Genomic DNA, 16,027 nt, shown 5'->3' with positions numbered 1-16,027 from the left:
TCTTAGGCTGGAGAGCCACGTCACCCACCGGTACACCGCCGGGGGAGTGACGGAAAGCAGCCGCTGTGGGGCGGAGGGTGATGGTGGTGCCCGGATCAGGTAGAGCCGGATCGGCGTGGCCGGTCGCGCCTGCCCTGCTCTCCGTGGACACCGTCGCGCGGAGCGCAGGGCCCGTTGCCGCGCCCGTTTTGACCGTTCCCTGGCTCGGGGAACGCGACGACCGTTCCCGCCGCACCGCCGAAACGCGGCTGGTCGAACGGGAGGACGAGATCGCCGTGCTGCGGCGGGGGATTCGCGGGGTGCTGGCCGGGCGGTCGGGCCAGGTGACCGTCGTCGGCCCGCGCGGGGCCGGGCGCAGCGCGCTGCTCGCCGCCGCCGTCCGGGAAGCCAGGGTCGCCGGCGTCATCACCGCCTTCGCCTCCTGCTCGCCCGGGGAATCGGCCGTGCACCGCGGCGTCATCAACCGGCTCTTCGCCGACATCGCCGACGCCGACTGCCGGCTCGACGGCGGGCCGCGCTCCTGCGGCCGCACCTCGGCCGAGCGGTCCATCCCGACCCTCTGCGGCGACTTCGTGGGCGTCGCGAGCCAGGGTCCGCTGCTGATCGCCGTCGACGACGCCCAGTGGGCGGACCCCGGCTCGAAGGCCTGGCTCGAAGCCATGGAGCACCGGCTGCAGCAGGCGCCGATGCTGCTCGTCCGGTCCGTGCTCGCCACCGGTGAGCACGCGGCCGTGCCGGGCGGGGACACCGCCGCCGTTCGGCTGCTCACCGAGGACGGCCTGCGCGAGCTGGTCGCCGACCGATTCCCCGGCAGCCTGCCCGACCCCCGCTTCACCGCCGGCCTGCACCGGGCCACCGGCGGACGGCCCGCGCTGGTCGCGCCGGTGCTCGAACGGCTCGCCGCCGCCGGGGGCGACCCCGTGGCCGAGCACCTGCCCGCCGTCACCGCGCACCTCGCCGACGTCCGCGCCGCCGAGCTGGCCGTCTCGATCGCGGCGCTGCCCGCCGACGCCTTGAACCTGTTGCGCGCCATCGCGGTCTGCCGCGGGCTGCTCGACTTCGACCTCGTGACGAACCTGGCCGGCCCGCTCGCCGGCCGCGTCGGCGACGCCCTGCGCCAGCTGATCGGGTTCGGCCTGGTCCGCGAAGGCGCGCCGACGCGCATCGCCGACGGCACCACCGCCGACGCCGCGCTCGGCACGCTGAGCGCCGCCGAACGCGGCGAGCTCGCGAACCGGTGCGCCGAACTCGCCTACCGCGCCGCGGTCCCGGACGACCAGCTCGCCGAACTGCTCTCCGCCGTCCGCCCGGTCGGTGCCTCGTGGGCGGTGGCGACCCTGCGCCGGGCCGCGGAACGGCGCCGGGTGCTCGGGGACGACGCGGGCGCGGCGCGGCTGCTCGGCCGGGCGCTGCGCGAACCGGTCAGCCCGGCCGAACGCCGGAAGCTGATGCTCGGGCTCGCGCTGGCCGAGGTCGCCGACGAACCGGAGCTGAGCGACCAGCGCCTGCAGCGCGTCCTGCTCGACACCGGCCCCGAGGTCTCCGGCGCGGTCCTGCTCGAAGCGGCCGACCACCTGCTCGCCCGCGGCGACACCCGCACCGCGCACCGCGTGATCGCCGCGACCTGCCGCCGCCGCAGCGGGTTCGAGGCCGGCACGTCCGCGCTGGCCGCGCTGGGCAGGCTGGCGCAGGAAGACTGCGCGGCCGGCCCGGTCGTCCCGGCCCCCGCGTTCGACGCGCCGCACCCGGAGCCGGGCGACACCGACCCGGTGCGCGCGGCGACGACCGCGGTCGAGCTCGCCCGCCGCGGCCGCGAGCCCGGCCGGGCCCGGGAACTCGCCCGGCTCGCGCTCGAACCGCGCGCGAACCTGCCGCACACCCTGCGCCTGCGGGCCGCGTGGGTGCTGTTGTGCACCGACGAGCTTTCCGAGGCCGTGCTCGGCCTCACCGACGTCCACCAGGACGCGGTCCGCGCCGGGGCCCGCGCGGTCGCGGCGAACGCGGTGCTGCTGCGGGCCCGCTGCGAACTGCGCCGCGGCAACCTCGGCCAGGCCCAGGCCGATCTCGAAGCCGCGGTGGCCCGGCTGCCCGAACGCGCCTGGCACCCGCGGGCGCTGCCCGGGCTGCGGGCCGTGCGCGCGGAAGCGGCACTGGCCGCGATGCGGCTCGACGACGCCGAGCGCGCGGTGAGCCCGGTGCTGCCGGCCGGTGCGGACGACGGCCTGGCCGCCGGGTACCTGCTGCTGCAACGCGGCCGCGTCCACCTGGCGAAGGGGGACGCGCGAGCCGCGCTCGAAGCGTTCCGCGCGGCCGGGCGCGGCACCACCGGGCGGCGCGAAGGCAACCCCGTCGACCTGCCGTGGCGGACCGGCGCGGCGCTGGCACTGGCCCGCTCCGGCGCCGACGGCGCCGTCGAACTGGCCCGGGAAGCGTTGGCACGCGCGGAAACCTGGGGCGTGCCGGGCGCGCGCGGCGCCACGAGCCTGCGCCTGGCCGACGTCTTCACCGGCACCGAACGCCGGGCGCACCTGGAACGCGCGGTCGAGCTGCTGGAGGGGACGGCCCGGCGCGTCGACTTCCTCACCGCCGTCACCGAACTCGCCGCCGCGCGGCTCGACGACGGGGACGTCGCCGAAGCCACCGCCTTGATCGGGCGGGTCGCGACCCTGCGGCCGCAGCTGCTGCCGGCCGGGCTCGCGGAGAAGATCCGCGACGTCTCCGGCCGATTGGCCCGCCGCGGGCACGACACCGCCGCCCGTCCCGCGCCCGGCGACCCCGCCGGCGCACTGTCCGAACAGGAGGCCCGGATCGCCGCACTCGCCGCCGCGGGCCGCACGAACCCCGAGATCGCGCGGGCGTTGCAGCTGAGCAGCCGCTTGGTGGAGCTGCGCCTGACCCGGATCTACCGCAAACTGACCGTGACCGGCCGGGGGCAGCTCGCCGAGCTGATGAGCCCCGGCTCCGCAGCGAGTTGATGGCCGGTGCTGCTGGAGCGTGACACCGAGCGGGCCGCCATCGCGACCGCGTTGAACGCGGCCGCGGGCGGCGACGGCTCCCTGCTGCTGATCAGCGGGCCGGCCGGCAGCGGGAAGTCCGCGCTGCTGCGCGACACCATGGCGGCGGCGCTCGGCGCGGGCGCCCGGGTGCTGCGCGCGGACGCCACCCGGCTCGAAGAGGACTTCGCCTTCGGTATCGCCCAGCAGCTGTGCCGCCCGGTGCTCGTCGCGGCCGGCGAAGCCGAGCGGGACCGGTGGTTCCAGGGTGCGTCCGAGCAGATCCTGCGTGCCCTGACCGAAGAACGGCTGATCACCGACGGCCACGAGCACTACCTGCCGACCGAAGCCGTCCTCTATGGACTGCACACGGTCGTGCACGCGATGTCGCACGACGACCTCGTCGTGGTGATCGTCGACGACCTGCAGTGGGCCGACCAGGGATCGCTGCGCCTGCTGGGCTACCTGGCCAAGCGGCTGAGCGGATCGCGGATCCTGCTGGCGCTGGCGCTGGCCGACGAATGCGAGGCGCCGAAGTACCCGCTGGTGCACGAACTGGTGACGGCGGCCGCGCGGATCGTCGTGCCCGCACCGCTTTCGCGGTCGGGCGTCGCTTCGATGGCCGAGGTCGCGTTCGGCGAACGCGCCGAGGAGCCGTTCACCGCGATGCTGCACGAAGTCTCCGGCGGCAACCCGGCCGACGTCGCGACCGTCCTCACCGGACTGGTCGCCGAAGGGCTGCGGCCGGTCGCCGCGCAGACCGCGGCCGCGGAAACCGAAGCCGTGCGGCTGCTCGACCACCGCGTCCTGATGTCGCTGAGCTCGCAGCCGCCCGCGGTGCTCGCGCTGGCCCGCGCGGTCGCGGTGCTCGGCGACCTCGCCGAACCGGGGCTCGCCGCCGACCTCGTCGGGCTCGACGACGTCGAGTACTCCTCGGCGGTGCAGCACCTGGAGCGGCTGGGCCTGGTCGACCGCGAGGACGGGCGGATCGGGTTCGTCACCACGAGCGTGCGGGACGGCATCGAGTCCGCGATCCCGGTCGAACTGCGCGAGGACCTCTACCGGCGCGCGGCGCGGCTGCTCTACGAGCACGGCCGCCCGGCGGAGCGGGTGGCCGAGACGCTGATGAAGGTCGGCATCGCCGAAGACCCCTGGGAAGTGCGGATCCTCAGCTCGGCCGCGGGCAGCGTGCTGGAACGCGGCGCCGGCGAACTCGCGGCGCGCTACCTGCGCCGGGCCCTGCTCAACACCGCGCCCGACAGCGAAGAACGCGGCCGGCTGCTCGTCGAACTCGCCGCCGCGGAACGGGGTTTCGACCTGGTCGCCGCGGCCCGGCACCTGTCGCAGGCGCTGTCGCTGCTGCCACCCGGTCCGCAGCAGGCGGAAGCGGCGCTGTGGATCCCGCCCGCGTACGCCGCCGCGGCACCGAACCTCGGCGCGGCCGTGCGCGCCGCCGTCGAACCCGTGCTGCGCGCCGGGGAACCGGCGGAACTGGCGCTGCGGGCCGAAGCCCGGACCTGGTACCCGGGGATCGGGCAGCCGGGCCGCGGCGAGGCCGCGCTGGCCCGCCTCGCCGAACTCGAGCACACCGGACGCCTGGACGCCCCGGCCGGCCGGGAGCTCGCGGTGGTGCTGCTGCACACCGCGGTGCTCTCCGGCAGCGTGCCGGTCGACGACGTCGAGACCGTCCTCAAGCGACTGGTCAGCGAAGAGCCGCTCGACCCGCGGCACGCCTACACGTCGCTGCCGCTGCTGGTGTCCACCTCGGTCCTCGCCGACAACGCCGCCGTGCTCGAGCCCGCGCTGACCGCGGCCGCGCAGGCGGCGCAGGAGCACTGGCCGGACACCGCGCCGCTGATCGCCGCCGAACTCGCGGAAGTCAAGCTGGCGCAAGGGGAGCTGGCCAAGGCGCGGCGGATCGCGCTCGGCGTGCTGGAAGGCACCGACCACGAAGCCTGGCCGGACGCGCTCGCGCGGTCGGTCACCACCCTCGCCCAGATCGCCCTGGAGACCCAGGATCCCGAGCTCGGCGAACGCCTGCTGGGTACGCCGATGGACGGCACCGACCACCGCGTGTTCGCGGCGCGGCGGCTGACGCGGGGGATGATCGACCTGGTCCGCGGCGACCCGGCGACCGCGCTGGGCCGGTTCCTCGACTGCGGGCGGCGCCTGGAGCGCGAGGGGTGGGTCAACACACCCCAGTACCCGTGGCGGATCTGGGCGGCGCTGGTGCAGCAACGGCTCGGCGACCTCGCCGCGGCCCAAGCGCACGCGGCCGAAGAGGACCAGTTCGCGCAGCACTGGGGGACTCCGCTGAGCGTCGGGCGTTCCCTGCGCCTGCAAGGGATGCTGACCGGCGGCGCGGACGGCATCGCGCTGCTGCAGGAGGCGGCCGGCATCCTGCGCGAGTCGGAGAACGTCGTCGAGCGCGCCCGCACCGCCGTCGTACTGGGTGCCCGGCTGCTCGACGCCGGGCTGCCCGAAGCCGAAGACCTGCTGGCCGAGGGCCGGGAACTGGTCAAGGCGATCGGCGCGTCCTGGTTGGACGGCAGCGGCGAAACCGAGCTGAACGGTCCCGTGCTGCGGTTTTCCGGCGACAGCCTGGGGAACCTCACGAAGACCGAAGCCGCGGTCGCGCGGCTCGTCGTCCAGGGCTGGACGAACCAGCGGATCGCCGATTCCCTCGGCGTCACGCGGCGCGCGGTCGAGAAGAACCTCACCGGCACCTACCGCAAGCTCGAAGTCAGCGGCCGGGCCGAGCTCATCGAGCGCTTCGGCGCGCTCGAGCAGGAGAGCTGATTCCCCTTGCCGCACCCCGCACCGCGAGGGTCCGCACCCCAGGTTCGGTACGCCCGTGCGGTGCGGGGTGCGGGGGTACGGACCCCCTTTTCTCCAGGTTTCCCAGGTCAGGAGCCAAAAGGGCAGCGCCGGTGCCCGTCCGCCCGGGGTTCGGTACCGCACCGCACCGCACGGCGCTCCGTACCTCCGTACCCCCACCGCCTCCGCACCACAGTGTTAAGAACGGGTGTCCGGATTGTGTTGCCCGGGATAATCAAGCGTGCATAACATGATCTGCATCACCCCGGAGACACGGCTCACACAGTGACTCGCAGCCGTCGGCCTTCTCGCCCCCGGGGCTTCAGCTTCCAGCCGGAGAAAGGAATGCCTTCATGAGTGCGGACGTTGCGGATCTGGCTGTGGGTATCGGGGTGGCCGGGGTCGCGGACCAGGCGGTCCGGACGGCCACCCGAAAGCCCGCGCTGCGCGCCATCACCCCCGAGATGTGCATGGTGAACCTGGACCACCGGCTGCGGATCGTCTCCGCCAGCATGGAGTTCTTCCGCGTCTTCGAGCGCAGCTCGGACGCGGTCACCGGCACCGGTCTCTGCGACCTGCTGCACCCCAGCGTGCGGAGCAAGGTCGAGAACCAGCTGCGGCTGCTGGCGCGCGGTGAGCGCAGCCGGTTCGTCGAGCGGATCCTGGTGATGCGCGAGAACGGCACGACGTTGTCCGGTGAGTTCATCGGCTCCACGGTGCACGGTGTCGGCGACCGCCTCGACAGCCTGACGGTCGTGTTCCGGCCGGACAAGAACGAGCGCGGCAACCAGGTGGCCTGCAGCAAGAAGAAGATCCTGTCCGAGATCGACGCCCGGATCCTCGAGGGGGTCGCCTCCGGCGTCTCCACGATCCAGCTGGCGGCCAACCTCTACATGAGCCGCGGCGGCGTGGAGTACCACGTGACGACGCTGCTGCGGAAGATGAAGGTGAAGAACCGGCCGGCGCTGATCTCGAAGGCCTACTCCATGGGCATCTTCGGGGTCGGGTCGTGGCCTCCGCGTGCGCTGCCGGACTTCGTGCGGTGACTCCGGTGGCCGCGATGGGTGCGACGGGGCTCCCGGACGAACTGAACCACCGGGCGCGGGCGATGCTGCGCGCGGTCGCGGCCGGCCGGGCGGAAATCGCTTGCAGCTGCGAGCCCGACCTCTACATCGACGGGCTGGTGTGCTGCGACCAGTACACCGCCCACGAGCTCGCGCACCGCGGCCTGCTGGCCCCGGCGCGGCCGGGCCGGGTGGGGCAGCGGGTGCGCGCCCGGCTGACCCCGGCGGGAGCCGCGGCGCTCGGGACGGTGGGCGAAGCGGCGTGACGAGGGAAAACAGCTTGGCGGGCCGGGTGTCCTTCCGGGAATCGGAGGGCCACCCGGCCCGCCTTGTCGTGTTCGGCGCGCGGTCCGAAGATCTGGCTTTGTGTTGGTTTGTTGCCACGCGGCGTGGTCGACGTTCTTCCTGGCCACAGTGCAAAGATCAGCGACTTCCGAAGATAACGGTTGAACTTCCGGTGAAGTTGGGTCTTGCAAACGCAGATGAACACAGGCAATATCAACCAAACCAACGAGGACCCCGGCGGAGGTGTGCTGAAGTGTTCGTGACCCTGACGGCGAACCCGAGCGTCGACCGGACGATCGAGGTCGACCGGCTCATCCGGGGCGAGCTGCACCGGGCTACGGGTGCGCGTGTCCAGCCGGGAGGCAAGGGCATCAACGTCGCACGCGCGCTCGTGCGCAACGGTCTCAAGGCCAGGGCAGTGGTCCCGGCCGGCGGTGCCGACGGCGACCACCTGATCAGCCTGCTGCACGACTACAACATCGACGTGGTCCGCGTGCGGACCGCGGAACCCGTGCGCAGCAACATCAGCGTGGTCGAACCGGACGCGACCGTCACCAAGGTGAACGAGAGCGGACCGCACCTTTCCGGTGCGGAACTGGAAACCCTGTGCGACACCCTGATGTCCCACGTGGCCGACGCGGAATGGGTGGTGGCGGCGGGAAGCCTGCCGCCCGGCGCCGGCGAAGACTTCTACGCCGACCTGATCGCGCGCCTGGCGACAACCGGCGCCAAGGTCGTCGTGGACACCAGCGGCCCGGCGTTCCGCACGTCGGTCAAGGCCGGACCGGCCTTGGTCAAGCCGAACCTCGACGAGCTCGAGGAAGCGGTCGGCCGGCAGCTGGACACCGTGCGGGACGTCGTCGACGCCGCACAGGAACTCCGCGCCCTCGGCGCGGGCACGGTTCTCGCCAGTCTCGGCAGCAAGGGCGCCGTGCTGGTGGAAGACGCGGGAGTCTGGTGCGCCAACGCATCGGCCGAACCGCGGAGCTCGGTCGGTGCCGGCGACGCGATGCTCGCCGGTTTCCTGGCGGCAGGGGGGAGTGGCCCGCAAGCGCTGGCCACAGCCGTCGCCTGGGGAGCGGCTGCCGTGTCGCTGCCCGGGAGCACGATGCCGGGTCCCGAAGACGTGGGGGCACGTCGAGTGCGGGTGGACCCGCGTCCGGAGTGGGACGAGAAGGTGCGCGAATAGTGCGCCGGACCGGACCGCTCACCGCCATCGCCGGATGGCGATCCCTCCCCAACCCCTTTCCCAGAAAAGGAAGCCAACGATGACTACCACTGCGGAGCGCGAAGAGGAAGCCACTCCGTCGAGGGCGGAACGCGCGCGGGTCACCATCCAGCGGTTCGGCGGGCACCTCGCCGGCATGGTCATGCCGAACATCGGCGCGTTCATCGCCTGGGGTCTGATCACCGCGCTGTTCATCCCCAGCGGCTGGGCGCCCAACGCGCACATCGCCGAGCTCGTCGACCCGATGATCAACTTCCTGCTGCCGGTCCTGATCGGGTACACCGGTGGCCGGATGGTCCACGGCCAGCGCGGTGCGGTCGTCGGTGCGGTCGCGACGGTCGGCATCGCGGTCGGCGCGTCGATCCCGATGTTCCTCGGCGCGATGATCGTGGGCCCGCTGGGCGGCTTCCTGATCAAGCTGTGGGACGAGAAGGTCGGCAGCAAGACCGCGCCGGGCTTCAAGATGCTGGTCGACAACTTCAGCGCCGGCATCATCGGCGGCACCATGGCGGTGCTGGGCCTGCTGGGCATCGGCCCGGTCGTGCAGGGCATCACCAAGGCGCTCGGCAACGGCGTGCAGGGCCTGATCGACGCGCACCTGCTGCCGCTGGTCTCCATCATCGTCGAGCCGGCCAAGGTGCTCTTCCTCAACAACGCGATCAACCACGGCGTGCTGAGCCCGCTGGGGGTGGCCGACGCGCTGAAGGACGGCAAGGCGATCGAGTTCCTGATCGAGCCGAACCCCGGCCCCGGCCTCGGGATCCTGCTGGCGCTGACGTTCTTCGGCGCCCGCAGCGCGCGGGCCACCGCGCCGGGCGCGATCGTCATCCAGTTCCTGGGCGGCATCCACGAGATCTACTTCCCGTACATCCTGGCGACCCCGCGGCTCATCCTGGCCGCGATCGCCGGTGGCGCGGCGGGTGTCGCGACGTTCAGCATCTTCGACGCCGGCCTGACCGCCACGCCGTCGCCGGGCAGCATCATCGCGGTCCTCGCGGTGACGCCGAAGGGCGGCTACCTGGGCGTGATCGCCGGGGTCGTGATCGCGGCGGCCGTGTCGTTCATCGTCGCGGCGGTGCTGTTGAAGTTCGGGCGCGACGCCCGCAAGGAAGAACGTGCCGCGGCGATCGCCGCCGGTGGCTCGGTGGCGTGACGATCACCGTCGATCGAAGGAAGGAACCACGAGGATGAGCAGCATCGAAGGCAAGGAAGTCAAGAAGGTCATCATCGCCTGCGACGCCGGTATGGGCAGCAGCGTGATGGTCGCCTCCCAGCTGGCCAAGCGGCTGAAGCCGTACTCGGTCAAGGTCGAGCACACCCCGGTCAACGAGATCCCGGGCGACGCGCAGGTCGTGCTCTGCCAGTCCACTTTGGTCAGCCGCGCGCGCAAGGCCAACACCGGCGCGGTGATCCTGGGCTTCCAGAGCTTCCTCGGCGACCCGGTCTTCGACCGCGTCGAGCAGGCGATCCGGGACGGCGGTTCCCTTGCCGACTGACGCCACCATCCTCGGCGCCGAGTCCGTGCTCATCGGCTGCACCGCCCCCGACCAGGCGGACGCGATCGCCCAGGTCGGGCGGAAGCTCCTCGAACTGGGGGCGGTGGAGCCGGGGTACCTCGACGCGATGCACGAACGCGAGAAGTCCGTGTCGACCTACCTCGGCGAGGGCGTCGCGATCCCGCACGGCACCGACGAATCCCGCAAGTTCGTCAAGCGCACCGCGCTGGCGATCCTCCAGTTCCCCGACGGGGTCGACTGGGACGGCAACGACGTCCGGCTCTGCGTCGGCATCGCGGCCAAGGGTTCGGAGCAGGTCGGGATCCTGTCCTCGCTGGCCCGGATCCTGATGGACTCCGAGCAGGTCAAGCAGCTGCGCGAAGCACCGGACGCCGAGACGATCCTGCGACTGTTGAACGAAGTGGACGAGGAGTTTTCCCGATGAAGGTGGCACGTTTCTACGCGCCCGGTGACCTGCGGGTCGAAGAAGCGGACGAGCCGAACCCCGGCCCGGACGAGATCAAGATCCGCGTGCACAACACGTCGACGTGCGGTACCGACCTGAAGATCTTCCGGCACGGGCACCACCACATCGACCCGCCGCGCGTGATCGGCCACGAGATCGCCGGCGAGGTCGTGGAAACCGGTGCCGGGGTGTCGGGCTGGTCGGCCGGCGACCGCGTGCAGGTCATCGCGGCCATCCCGTGCGGCGAGTGCAAGCAGTGCCGCAAGGGGCTGCAGCAGGTCTGCCCGAACCAGCTGTCGATGGGCTACCACTTCGACGGCGGGTTCGCCGAGTACATGATCGTGCCGAAGCAGGTCCTGAAGGTCGACGGCGTCAACCGGATCCCCGACGGCGTCAGCTACGCCGAGGCTTCGGTCGCCGAGCCGCTCGCGTGCGTCCTCAACGGACAGAACTTCGCGCAGGTCGGCGAGGGCGACGTCGTCGTGGTCGTCGGCGCCGGCCCGATCGGCTGCCTGCACGTGCGGCTGGCCCGTGCGAAGGGCGCGGCCGCGGTCTACCTGGTCGAGCTCAACCGCAACCGGCTGGACCTGGCCGCCGACCTCGTCAAGCCGGACGCCGCGATCTGCGGCAGCGAGGTCGACGTGGTCGAGAAGGTCCTCGAGCTCACCGGCGGCGACGGCGCCGACGTGGTCATCACGGCCGCGGCGGCGGGCAAGGCCCAGGAGGACGCGCTGAAGATGACCGCGCGCCGCGGCCGGATCAGCTTCTTCGGCGGCCTGCCGAAGGACAACCCGATCATCGCGTGCGACTCGAACCTGGTGCACTACCGGGAGCTGACCATCTACGGCGCCAACGGGTCCAGCCCGGACCACAACCGCCAGGCGCTGGAGCTGATCTCCTCGGGCAAGGTCCCGGTCGACGACCTGATCACCCACCACCTGCCGCTGTCGGACGTGCTGAAGGCGATCGACATCGTCAGCAGTGGCGAGGCGATCAAGGTGACGATCGAGCCGGGCACCGTCTCCGCGTAAGCGGTGCGTGCGGACCTGAGGAGGCGACCAACGGTGGTTGACGAACTGCGCGGCAACCCGGCGAGCCCGGGCGCGGCCGCCGGCCCGGTGGTGCGGCTGACGCCGCCCCCGGTGCTGCCGGAGCACTGGGACGCCCCGGCGGCTCCCGAAGCGGAGCTGGCGGCGGCGACCGAAGCGCTCGACGCGGCGGTGGCGGACCTGGAGAAGCGCGCGGCTTCGGTGTCGGGCGAGTCGAAGTCCATCATGGACACCCAGATCATGATGGCGCAGGACCCGTCGCTGCGGACCGGCATCGCCGACGCGGTGGCCAACGGCCGCCCCGCGGCGTGGGCGATCCGCGACGCGTTCGGCAAGCACGTGGCCGCGCTCGAGGCCATCGGCGGCTACCTCGGCGAGCGGGCGGCCGACCTGATCGACATCCGCGACCGGGCGATCGCCGCCGCGCTGGGCCTGGCCCAGCCGGGCATCCCGGCGGTCGACGGCGCGTTCGTCCTGGTGGGACAGGACATCGCGCCGGCCGACACGGTCCTGCTCGACCCGGCGAAGGTGCTCGGCATCGTCACCGAGAAGGGCGGGCCGACCAGCCACACGGCGATCGTCGCCCGGGCGCTGGGGATCCCCGCGGTGGTCGGCTGCGCCGGCGCCGCGGGCCTGGCCGACGGGCAGCGCATCGCCGTCGACGGCACCCGCGGCACGGTCGCCGTCGACCCGGACGACGAGTACGTGCACCGGATCGAGGCGGAAGCGGCGTCACTGAAGGAAAAGCTCGCGGCGCACAGCGGTCCCGGCGCCACGGCGGACGGTCACCCGGTCAAGCTCCTGCTCAACGTCGGCAGTGCCGGCGGGGCGGAGTCGGACGCCGCGGCCGACGCCGAAGGGGTCGGGCTGTTCCGCACCGAGTTCCTGTTCCTGGACCGCACGGAAGCCCCGACGATCGAGGAGCAGCGGGCGGCGTACGGCGAAGTGCTGCGCGGGTTCTCCGGCCGCCAGGTCGTGATCCGCACGCTCGACGCCGGTGCCGACAAGTACATCCCGTTCGCCAACACCGAGGACGAGCCGAACCCGGCTCTCGGTGTGCGCGGCTACCGCGTCGGCGTCCGCAACCCCGGTCTGCTCACCGCGCAGCTGAAGGCGATCAGCCTGGCGGCGGCCGACCACGACGCCGACGTGCGCGTGATGGCGCCGATGATCGCCACCCCGGCGGAAGCGGCGGCGTTCCGGGACCTGGCGCGGGAACACGGGATCGGCAAGGTCGGCGTGATGATCGAGGTGCCGGCCGCGGCCATCCGGGCGCGGGACATCCTGGCGGAGGTCGACTTCGTCAGCATCGGCACCAACGACCTCTCGCAGTACACCTACGCCGCCGACCGCATGCTCGGCGAGCTGGGCGAGCTGCTGGACCCGTGGCAGCCGGCGCTGCTGGCGCTGGTGGCCAACGTCGCCGCGGCGGCGAAGGAAGCGGGCAAGCCCGCCGGCATCTGCGGCGAGGCGGCGAGCGATCCCGGGCTGGTACCGGTGTTCGCCGGGCTGGGCATCACCAGCCTGTCGATGTCGGTGTCCGCGGTCCCGGCGGTGCGGGCCGCGTTGAAGGACTACACGTTGGAGCAGTGCCAGATCCTGGCCGGGGAGGTGCTGGGGGCACCGGACGTGCCGTCGGCGCGCACGGTCGTCGAAGAGTTCTCGGCCCGGTCGGTCGACTAGCGTTCACGAGATGGGGAAATCCTGATGTCCAGTAGGAAAGTGGTGATCGGCTCGCCCGTCGGGCTGCACGCGCGCCCGGCGAAGCTGCTCGTCGAACTGGCGGGCCGCCTGCCGGTCCCGGTGAAGCTCGGCCGCGACGAGAACCAGCTGGTCGACGCGGCCAGCATCCTCGCCCTGATGGCCCTCGGCGTCCGCGGCGGCGAAGAGGTCCTGGTGACGGCGGAAGGCGAAGGCGCCGAAGAGGCGGTGGCGGAGGTGTGCGAGCTGCTGGCCCGCGACCTCGACTCGGCGGAGCAGCCGGCGAGCTGACGCCCCCAGTGCGGCCGGGGAGCTTCGTGGACTCACCCGGCCCGCTCCGGCGGGGCGCCCGGTGACCCCCAGGCCGGGTACCCCGCCGGACCCTGTGCTTCCGGCGGGCCGTCTGCCCCACTGTGCGGGCGGCTCGCCGGAGCCCCACGAAACAAGAACCGCCCACCGGAACCCCGGTGGGCGGTTCTTCACGTCACGGAGGCCGCACTTTCACGTGAAAGTGCGGCCCCCAGGACGGCACTTTCACGTGAAAGTGCGGGGTCAGCGGGCGCCGTAGAACTCCGCGACCCGGGCCGCGATGAAGTCCTGGTCCGCTTCGGACAGTCCCGTGTGCGTCGGCAGGCACAGGCCGCCGGCGGCGAACTTCGCCGCGTTCAGCTCCGTCCACGTGGGAGTGAGGTACATCGGCTGGCGGCTCATCGGCGGGAAGAACACCCGCGTCTCGACGCCCGCCGCCGCCAGGTGGGCCTTCAGCTCGTCGCGGTCCTCGGCCAGCACGTCGTACATCCACAGCACGTCGCGGCCCGGCATGCGCGTGATCCCGGGGAAGTCCAGGCGCTCGTCGTAGCGCTTCTCGATCTGCGACCGCAGCTCCAGGATCTCGTCCAGCCGCTCGACCTGCGCCAGCGCCACGGCCGCCTGCAGGTTGGTCATCCGGAAGTTGTAGGCCAGGTTCTTGTGCACGAAGTCGTGGGCCTTGCCGGTCGCGAAACCGCGCAGGTGCGCCATCTGGGCGGCCAGGCGCGGGTCGTCGGTCAGGCAGATCCCACCCTCGCCCGCCGTCACGATCTTGTTGGCGTACAGCGAAAAGCACGCGATGTCACCGACCGGACGGACGCCGTGCGCCTCCGCGGTGTCCTCGACGACCCGCAGGTTGTACTCGAAGGCCAGCTCCATGACGGCGTCCATGTCGCAGCGCCGGCCGTGCACGTGGACCGGCATGATCGCCTTGGTGCGCGGCGTGATCGCCGCCTCGGCCAGCGCCGGGTCGATCGTCAGGTCGTCGCGGCAGTCCACGAACACGGGCGTCGCGCCGGTGTAGGTGACCGCCCACGCCGAAGCCACGAAGGTGAACTCGGGCACCAGCACCTCGTCGCCCGGGCCGATGCCGAGCGCCCGCAGCGCGAGCGTCAGCGCCGCCGTGCCCGAGGAGCACGCGACGCCGTGCGCGACGCCGTTCCACTCGGCGAAAGCGGCTTCGAACCGCGTGACGAACGGTCCCTGCGCGGAGATCCAGCCCGTGCCGACCGCTTCGGTGACGTAGTCGCTCTCCCGCCCGGTCAGGTACGGCTGGGACACGGGGTGGGCAAAGGCCATCGGTTCCTCGCTTGGTTCGCCGGATGGGAGGAAAGCTCCAGGATGGGTCCGCCGGTGACTGGAAAACACCAGTGATCGCGGCCGGACACCCCGATTCTCCAATGATTTCCCGAGTCGGCCGGGCGTCCAATGGGATCCGATCAGCGGCAGTCTCGGGAAGCCGTGGGCGCAGCCGGCCGGTGGACGTGGGAGAACCATGACGAAACGAGCATTGATCACGGGCATCACGGGGCAGGACGGCTCCTACCTCGCCGAGTACCTGCTGGGTCTCGGCTACCAGGTGTGGGGACTGGTGCGCGGCCAGGCCAACCCGCGCAAGCTGCGCATCAGCAAGCTGGCCACGGAGCTGAGCTTCGTCAACGGCGACCTGCTGGACCAGGCGAGCCTGGTCGCGGCGGTGGACCTGGTGCAGCCGGACGAGGTCTACAACCTCGGCGCGATCTCCTTCGTCCCGATGTCGTGGCAGCAGGCCGAACTCACCTCCGACGTCAACGGCATGGGCGCGCTGCGGGTGCTCGAAGCGATCCGGATGGTGTGCGGGCTCGACAAGTCGCGGCCCACCACCGGCGGCGGCATCCGCTTCTACCAGGCCTCCTCGTCGGAGATGTTCGGCAAGGCCGCGGAGACGCCGCAGAACGAGCGGACGATCCTGCACCCGCGCAGCCCGTACGGCGTCGCGAAGGCCTACGGCCACTACATCACCCGCAACTACCGCGAGTCGTACGGGATGTACGGCGTCTCCGGCATCCTGTTCAACCACGAGTCGCCGCGGCGCGGGATGGAGTTCGTCACCCGCAAGATCTCCAGCGCGGTCGCGCGGATCAAGCTCGGCGTGCAGGACGAGCTGCGCCTCGGCAACCTCGACGCGGTCCGCGACTGGGGTTTCGCCGGCGACTACGTGCGCGCGATGCACCTCATGCTCCAGCAGGACGAAGCCGTCGACTACGTGATCGGCACCGGCCGGATGCACACCGTCCGCGAGGCCGCCGAGATCGCGTTCGCCTCCGTCGGGCTCGACTGGCGGGACCACGTCGTCATCGACCCGAGCCTGGTGCGCCCGGCCGAGGTCGAGGTGCTCTGCGCCGACGCGACGCGCGCCCGCACCGAGCTCGGCTGGAAGCCGGTCGTGACCTTCGAGGAGCTGATGCGGATGATGGTCGAGTCCGACCTGACCCAGACCAGCCGTGAGCTGGACCTCGGCGAGGCGCTGACCGCCGCCGTCTGGTAGCCGCTTTCCCTCCCGCGAGGGAAACCAAAAGACATTCGCGCCCCGGGCGGCCACACCGCCGGGCGCCGGGTTGCCGGAGCAGCAGCCGTCAC

At 72.2% G+C, this 16,027-nt stretch carries 13 protein-coding genes; 12 read left to right on the top strand and 1 reads right to left on the bottom strand.

Going from position 1 to position 16,027, the window contains the following annotated elements; all coding sequences use genetic code 11:
- Positions 1-188: 188 nt before the first annotated feature.
- The 11 genes from AB0B33_RS41210 (at position 189) to AB0B33_RS41160 (ending at position 13,390) form a co-directional block, all read left to right on the top strand.
- Positions 189-2,975 carry an AAA family ATPase gene (locus AB0B33_RS41210; RefSeq protein WP_360782211.1) on the top strand — a complete coding sequence of 929 codons (2,787 nt, stop codon included), beginning with the start codon at positions 189-191 and terminating at the stop codon, positions 2,973-2,975.
- 6 nt (positions 2,976-2,981) lie between these two features.
- Complete coding sequence (locus AB0B33_RS41205; RefSeq protein ID WP_360782209.1) at positions 2,982-5,792, top strand: LuxR family transcriptional regulator; 2,811 nt, start codon at positions 2,982-2,984, stop codon at positions 5,790-5,792.
- A 371-nt stretch (positions 5,793-6,163) separates the two neighbouring features.
- Positions 6,164-6,856, top strand: a complete 693-nt coding sequence (locus AB0B33_RS41200) for a helix-turn-helix transcriptional regulator (RefSeq protein WP_247024832.1) — start codon at positions 6,164-6,166, stop codon at positions 6,854-6,856.
- 14 nt (positions 6,857-6,870) lie between these two features.
- Complete coding sequence (locus AB0B33_RS41195; protein ID WP_360782208.1) at positions 6,871-7,140, top strand: hypothetical protein; 270 nt, start codon at positions 6,871-6,873, stop codon at positions 7,138-7,140.
- A 272-nt stretch (positions 7,141-7,412) separates the two neighbouring features.
- Positions 7,413-8,348 (top strand): 1-phosphofructokinase, encoded by a 936-nt coding sequence (gene pfkB, locus AB0B33_RS41190; protein WP_247024828.1) that lies wholly within the window; start codon positions 7,413-7,415, stop codon positions 8,346-8,348.
- A 79-nt stretch (positions 8,349-8,427) separates the two neighbouring features.
- The gene (locus AB0B33_RS41185; protein WP_360782206.1) at positions 8,428-9,540 is read left to right on the top strand and encodes a PTS mannitol transporter subunit IICB; all 1,113 of its coding nucleotides are present in this window, start codon (positions 8,428-8,430) and stop codon (positions 9,538-9,540) included.
- 34 nt (positions 9,541-9,574) lie between these two features.
- The gene (locus AB0B33_RS41180; RefSeq protein WP_360782204.1) at positions 9,575-9,883 is read left to right on the top strand and encodes a PTS lactose transporter subunit IIB; all 309 of its coding nucleotides are present in this window, start codon (positions 9,575-9,577) and stop codon (positions 9,881-9,883) included.
- A complete protein-coding gene (locus AB0B33_RS41175; RefSeq protein WP_360782202.1) occupies positions 9,873-10,328 on the top strand; it encodes a PTS sugar transporter subunit IIA in 456 nt (151 codons plus the stop codon). Before AB0B33_RS41180 ends, AB0B33_RS41175 begins: the two co-directional genes overlap by 11 nt.
- Positions 10,325-11,380, top strand: a complete 1,056-nt coding sequence (locus tag AB0B33_RS41170; protein WP_360782200.1) for a zinc-dependent dehydrogenase — start codon at positions 10,325-10,327, stop codon at positions 11,378-11,380. The genes AB0B33_RS41175 and AB0B33_RS41170 overlap by 4 nt, the downstream gene beginning before the upstream one ends.
- 33 nt (positions 11,381-11,413) lie before the next feature.
- Positions 11,414-13,081 (top strand): phosphoenolpyruvate--protein phosphotransferase, encoded by a 1,668-nt coding sequence (ptsP, locus tag AB0B33_RS41165; RefSeq protein WP_360782198.1) that lies wholly within the window; start codon positions 11,414-11,416, stop codon positions 13,079-13,081.
- A gap of 24 nt (positions 13,082-13,105) precedes the next feature.
- A complete protein-coding gene (locus AB0B33_RS41160) occupies positions 13,106-13,390 on the top strand; it encodes an HPr family phosphocarrier protein (RefSeq protein WP_247024818.1) in 285 nt (94 codons plus the stop codon).
- A gap of 261 nt (positions 13,391-13,651) precedes the next feature.
- Here AB0B33_RS41160 and AB0B33_RS41155 read toward each other — a convergent pair whose 3' ends face one another.
- Positions 13,652-14,707, bottom strand: coding sequence for a DegT/DnrJ/EryC1/StrS aminotransferase family protein (locus AB0B33_RS41155; protein WP_360782196.1), 1,056 nt, complete (start codon positions 14,705-14,707; stop codon positions 13,652-13,654).
- 196 nt (positions 14,708-14,903) lie between these two features.
- On the opposite strand from AB0B33_RS41155, the gene AB0B33_RS41150 reads away from it, so the two are divergent.
- Positions 14,904-15,935 (top strand): GDP-mannose 4,6-dehydratase, encoded by a 1,032-nt coding sequence (locus AB0B33_RS41150; RefSeq protein WP_247024814.1) that lies wholly within the window; start codon positions 14,904-14,906, stop codon positions 15,933-15,935.
- Positions 15,936-16,027: the final 92 nt, after the last annotated feature.

It is taken from the genome of Amycolatopsis sp. NPDC049159 (assembly GCF_040648295.1).
Lineage (GTDB): Bacteria > Actinomycetota > Actinomycetes > Mycobacteriales > Pseudonocardiaceae > Amycolatopsis > Amycolatopsis pretoriensis_A.
This window is presented reverse-complemented; position numbering and strand designations above follow the sequence as displayed.

What these genes read in the sequence shown, in the direction of transcription:
- AB0B33_RS41200 (WP_247024832.1), top strand. Translation starts at nt 6,164, where the DNA reads ATGAGTGCGGACGTTGCGGATCTGGCTGTGGGTATCGGGGTGGCCGGG.
- AB0B33_RS41195 (WP_360782208.1), top strand. Translation starts at nt 6,871, where the DNA reads ATGGGTGCGACGGGGCTCCCGGACGAACTGAACCACCGGGCGCGGGCG.
- AB0B33_RS41185 (WP_360782206.1), top strand. Translation starts at nt 8,428, where the DNA reads ATGACTACCACTGCGGAGCGCGAAGAGGAAGCCACTCCGTCGAGGGCG.
- AB0B33_RS41180 (WP_360782204.1), top strand. Translation starts at nt 9,575, where the DNA reads ATGAGCAGCATCGAAGGCAAGGAAGTCAAGAAGGTCATCATCGCCTGC.
- AB0B33_RS41170 (WP_360782200.1), top strand. Translation starts at nt 10,325, where the DNA reads ATGAAGGTGGCACGTTTCTACGCGCCCGGTGACCTGCGGGTCGAAGAA.
- AB0B33_RS41160 (WP_247024818.1), top strand. Translation starts at nt 13,106, where the DNA reads ATGTCCAGTAGGAAAGTGGTGATCGGCTCGCCCGTCGGGCTGCACGCG.
- AB0B33_RS41155 (WP_360782196.1), bottom strand. Translation starts at nt 14,707, where the DNA reads ATGGCCTTTGCCCACCCCGTGTCCCAGCCGTACCTGACCGGGCGGGAG.
- AB0B33_RS41150 (WP_247024814.1), top strand. Translation starts at nt 14,904, where the DNA reads ATGACGAAACGAGCATTGATCACGGGCATCACGGGGCAGGACGGCTCC.